The sequence below is a fragment of the Sphingomonas sp. LH128 genome (assembly GCF_000293195.2).
GTDB lineage: Bacteria > Pseudomonadota > Alphaproteobacteria > Sphingomonadales > Sphingomonadaceae > Novosphingobium > Novosphingobium resinovorum_A.
Map to the genome: position 1 here is coordinate 1 of NZ_ALVC01000292.1, position 4,000 is coordinate 4,000.

The following is a 4,000-nucleotide window of genomic DNA, read 5'->3' on the forward strand; positions in this document are numbered from 1 at the left end:
GGCAGCTGCCACCGCTCCAGAGAGATCTAGAATTTGGTGATGAGAGGCAGCAGCGCCGCCGCTTGGCTTCCCAGGACCGGCACCCAATAATTCGCGGCGCGGTAATCAGGGCCGTGATCGACCGCCATCACCCCAAAGACATATCCGATCATCGGCAGCGTCCACAGCAGACGCCCGCCCAGGTCCACGCCCATCAACACCAGCGCAACGCCGAGCACGGCCCAAAGCGGAATCAGTCGTTCCATGATTTCGCGATGACGGACTATTCGCCATGCGCTTTCCCGGTCATCGGCGCTAACCTGCGATACGAGGCCCATAGCTTCCCCTTTTCATCAACGGTCGCCGGCGATCATCCAATGGCTTCACGAAAATGTGAAGAGCGTTTCGCGCGCATTGTCGTCAATCCGTTGTATAGCCTTCATCGAGCGAGGGCGAAGGACTGTGACAGCGGCCTTTCGCAAATCCTCTCGCTCAAAGGAGGTGATGTGATTTGACAGCATATGAAGCAGCTCAATTGACGATCGCAGCCGTCGCGCTCGTGATTGCAATTGTGAAGCTGGGGAAGTCCGATAAGGGCTGATCCAGCGGGGCGGGTGGTCTGACAGGGCCGCCCGCCCTAAAAGTTTGAACCCGCCGTGTGACAGCACGGCGGGTTCAGGTAGGTGCGTGAAATGAATCAGCACACGAAGCATTGCCTATATAGCCCTTTTCCCTTGCCAATCCAATAACCGGCGTGCGCGCGGCGCGTTCCCCTCCTGTTCCGTTTGGCGCATAAGCGCCCAATGGCCGCGAACTACAACCGCCCCAAGCCCATTGATCCTATCTGGTATCGGCAAGGCTGCTATCTGCGCATCCAGTGCGCTTGCGGTCGCCGCGTCGTCGCCCCGCTGGGCGACTTCGCCCGCTCACGCCGCATTTCTTTCGATACCCGCATATACGAACTCATCGCGCGGCTTCGGTGCAGCCAGTGCCGCCGCAAACCTTATGCGGACGTGTCGCGCAACCGCTCGGGCAATTAAACTGACGGAGGATCCGATTACTCGGATGCTTCCGGCGCTATCCGTTGGGCATGTCGCCGGCGACATGCCGCAGCGCCCGCTAGGTCGCCGCTATGCTATGACCTGGCGGGCGCTTTTCCTAGATTGAGGCGGCAATGCCGCCGCGCCCGCTGTTCGACTTCGGGGCCTGTTCCTGCCCCCTGCCGCAAGGGCTGGACCGTCTCGGCCGCTATGCGGCCTCGCTTGGCGATCAGGCGGGTTTCCCCGCCCTTCCTTCGCTTCGCTCCGTGCAGGACGGGTGATTCCCCTCCCCCCTGATCGGCCCTGATTTGCGGCATTCCCCGGCCCTGCTCGCCGCTGGGCAGAAGTCGATGACCCGTCATCGCCTTCGGCTCCATTCTAGGCAGGGAAAACAGCACATGACCGACATTCCGCTGGCCACAATTCTTCGGATCAACGCCGCCCGCACCATCCCGCTCACTCGCTATGAGGAAGAGGGCAATTTCGACCGCTTTGGCTACATCAAAGACCTTGCCGAAAATCATGGCGCTGACCTTCCCGCTGTCATCGAGATTGCCGACCTACTAGGGCCGGAGGAAGATTTTGACGGCCTTGTGACCACCATCGAGGACGCCGCCGAGGGCTTCGGCTTTGGTGCTCTTATTGTCGGGGGGGCGTGAACATGGGCCAGGAGCTTATGACGCCCGCGCAGATCGCGGATATTTGCGACGGCCGAGACAAGGCCATAGCCCTTTGGCTCAGCCTCTATGACACCTACCATGCAACCCGCGACGAGGCGGCCCGCCTGACCCTTGGCGGCGCACTGTCGCTGTCATGTGGCCGCGACTGGACCGAGGACACGTTGACCCGCGCTTTTATCCAGTCGCAGCCTATCGACCAGCGCGACAAGGAGACGGGAGCGCGCAAGACCATCGACGCACGCGACAATTTCGAGCGCGTCTTGACGCACACGATGGACCGCCGGTGCTGGGCGGCCCTCATGGAGCAGCTGGGTTTTGACCAGCTGCTAGATCAGCAGGCCCGCAAGGAGTTTCATGACGGCTTGCGCGATGATCCCGTGCCGTTCACGCCCGACAACTGCGCCGCCACTTTCGGGAATATCTGGACCAACCGGCGCGACCTTTATTTGCGCGGCATCGCCAACGTCTTCGCCAAGCTGGATCGCCGCTTTCGCTCGCACAACGGTTTCAAGATCGGCGCGCGTCTCATCATCGACCGCGCCTTGAACGAATGGGGATCATGGGACCGCTACGAGCGCCGCGACACGTTGCGGGACGTGGAGCGCGTCTTTCTGGAACTGGACGAAAAGCCCCCGGTTTCAGAGGGCCACAGCATCGCCTCACAGGTTGCCGATTCGGCACGCGTGCGCGGATCGCTGCCAACCGTGATCGAGGGCGACTATTTCCGCGTTCGCGTCTTCAAGAATGGGAATCTGCACATATGGTTCGAGCGTGACGACCTTCTGCAGAGCGTGAATCTGTTGCTCGCGGAATATTACGGCGAGGCTATCGGTGATGGCTATGAGACGACCGAGGCAGAAGCGGCCCCGGCCTATCATATCACGCCCGCTAAGAACTTCGGCGCGTTCATGACTTCCCCGGAGATCGCCGCCCAGGTCATCGAACATGCGAGGATCAGCACAGGCCAGCGCGTTCTAGAGCCTAGCGCGGGAAAGGCCGCGCTTGCTTCGGCCGCGCGCAACGCTGGTGCCGATGTAACTTGCGTGGAGCTGCAACCCGGCTTCGCCCACGAACTACGCGTAATCCACGGCTTTGCCGATGCGATCGAGGGCGATTTTCTCGCATTGGACCCGGCCCATTACGCACCGTTCGACGCGGTGATAATGAACCCGCCTTTTGATCGAGGCCGCGACTGTGACCATGTGCGCCATGCCCTCGCCTTTCTCAAACCGGGAGGCGTGCTGGTGGCAATCATGAGCGCGCGGGCAGAGTATGGCGAGGATCAGCGCCACAAGGCGCTACACCGCATGATCGCTGGTTGCGAGGCGATCTATTTCCACGGTCGCAAATGGATCGACCTTCCCCCCGGTTCTTTCGCCCACGCCGGAACCAACGTGAACACTGTTTTGCTTGCGATCCGCAAGCCGGGTTGATCGGTGCAGGCGGGGGGGGGGGGCGCCCGCCGACGACAAAACACAGGTACGCGCCAACGACAACGACGCCCTTGTGCGCGTCGCCTATCAATGCCGCACCGATGTGACTTGGGGCGGCGACACGCTTTCGTTGGCAGGCCGTACGCTCGAGGAAGCGTTCGCGCTCGAGAATCTCGACTGGTGCCAGCACAAGGATCGAAAGCCGCTCCAGCTCCGCATCGCCAAGAATGATGAGAAGGATCTCTGCGAGTTGGCCAACCGCATTCACAAGCGCGTTCAGGCGAAGAGCTTCAGCAAGACCGACTTTGCCCTCGCATTACTCGCCGAAGACCCCGCAACCTGGGTTGTGCCAGAATACATCGCTGCCGGTCTTCGCTGGCTCGAAGCTGAAATCGCACCCCCGGACCCAGAGCCCGACGACGAGGAAGGCGCGGAAGGTGTGACCGGCGGCGGGCCCGACGCCCCTGCCGCGCTCGAGCCGGATGGCGAGGTTGCCGCGTGACCAGCCGGATCGGCAGCCCCGACACGCCGGCGGACATCGAAGTCCGCGCCTGCCTCGATTGCAAAGTCCCGCGTTCGTTCGTGATGGTCGCGGGTGCCGGCTCGGGCAAGACTACTTCGTTGATCAAGGCACTCGATCACCTTGCCCGGACCCGAGGTTCGGCGCTGCGCCGCGCGGGACAGCAGATTGCCTGCATCACCTATACCGAGGTGGCCGTCGGCGAGATATCCGAAGATGTCGGTGTCTCGTCACTGTTTCACATCTCCACGATCCACAGTTTTCTGTGGTCGGTGATCCGTCCGTTTCAAAGCGATATCGCGACCTGGGTCGGCATCCGCATCGAGGAGAAGATCGCCGAGCGCCGCG

General features: G+C 61.8%; 8 protein-coding genes. 7 read left to right on the forward strand and 1 reads right to left on the reverse strand.

Going from position 1 to position 4,000, the window contains the following annotated elements; genetic code table 11:
- Positions 1-26 precede the first annotated feature (26 nt).
- Positions 27-245 carry a hypothetical protein gene (locus LH128_RS21630; protein WP_237230251.1) on the reverse strand — a complete coding sequence of 73 codons (219 nt, stop codon included), beginning with the start codon at positions 243-245 and terminating at the stop codon, positions 27-29.
- A 9-nt stretch (positions 246-254) separates the two neighbouring features.
- On the opposite strand from LH128_RS21630, the gene LH128_RS33655 reads away from it, so the two are divergent.
- The 7 genes from LH128_RS33655 to LH128_RS21655 form a co-directional block, all read left to right on the forward strand.
- Positions 255-494, forward strand: a complete 240-nt coding sequence (locus tag LH128_RS33655) for a hypothetical protein (RefSeq protein ID WP_172705133.1) — start codon at positions 255-257, stop codon at positions 492-494.
- 288 nt (positions 495-782) lie between these two features.
- The gene (locus tag LH128_RS21635) at positions 783-1,019 is read left to right on the forward strand and encodes a hypothetical protein (RefSeq protein ID WP_008831822.1); all 237 of its coding nucleotides are present in this window, start codon (positions 783-785) and stop codon (positions 1,017-1,019) included.
- A gap of 134 nt (positions 1,020-1,153) precedes the next feature.
- On the forward strand, positions 1,154-1,300 hold the full coding sequence (locus LH128_RS33660) for a hypothetical protein (protein WP_021223025.1): 147 nt from the start codon (positions 1,154-1,156) through the stop codon (positions 1,298-1,300).
- Positions 1,301-1,417: 117 nt separating this feature from the next.
- Positions 1,418-1,678 (forward strand): hypothetical protein, encoded by a 261-nt coding sequence (locus LH128_RS21640; protein ID WP_008831823.1) that lies wholly within the window; start codon positions 1,418-1,420, stop codon positions 1,676-1,678.
- 2 nt (positions 1,679-1,680) lie between these two features.
- The gene (locus LH128_RS21645; protein ID WP_231634371.1) at positions 1,681-3,132 is read left to right on the forward strand and encodes a DUF4942 domain-containing protein; all 1,452 of its coding nucleotides are present in this window, start codon (positions 1,681-1,683) and stop codon (positions 3,130-3,132) included.
- A gap of 73 nt (positions 3,133-3,205) precedes the next feature.
- Entirely contained in the window at positions 3,206-3,634 is a 429-nt protein-coding gene (locus LH128_RS21650) for a hypothetical protein (protein ID WP_008831825.1), read from the forward strand.
- On the forward strand, positions 3,631-4,000 hold a 370-nt coding region (locus tag LH128_RS21655), incomplete at its 3' end, for an AAA family ATPase (protein ID WP_008829286.1). The genes LH128_RS21650 and LH128_RS21655, both read left to right, overlap by 4 nt.

Excerpts from the sequence above, each read along its gene's own strand:
- LH128_RS21630 (WP_237230251.1), bottom strand. The coding sequence starts at position 245 with ATGGAACGACTGATTCCGCTTTGGGCCGTGCTCGGCGTTGCGCTGGTG.
- LH128_RS33655 (WP_172705133.1), top strand. The coding sequence starts at position 255 with ATGACGGACTATTCGCCATGCGCTTTCCCGGTCATCGGCGCTAACCTG.
- LH128_RS21635 (WP_008831822.1), top strand. The coding sequence starts at position 783 with ATGGCCGCGAACTACAACCGCCCCAAGCCCATTGATCCTATCTGGTAT.
- LH128_RS33660 (WP_021223025.1), top strand. The coding sequence starts at position 1,154 with ATGCCGCCGCGCCCGCTGTTCGACTTCGGGGCCTGTTCCTGCCCCCTG.
- LH128_RS21640 (WP_008831823.1), top strand. The coding sequence starts at position 1,418 with ATGACCGACATTCCGCTGGCCACAATTCTTCGGATCAACGCCGCCCGC.
- LH128_RS21645 (WP_231634371.1), top strand. The coding sequence starts at position 1,681 with ATGGGCCAGGAGCTTATGACGCCCGCGCAGATCGCGGATATTTGCGAC.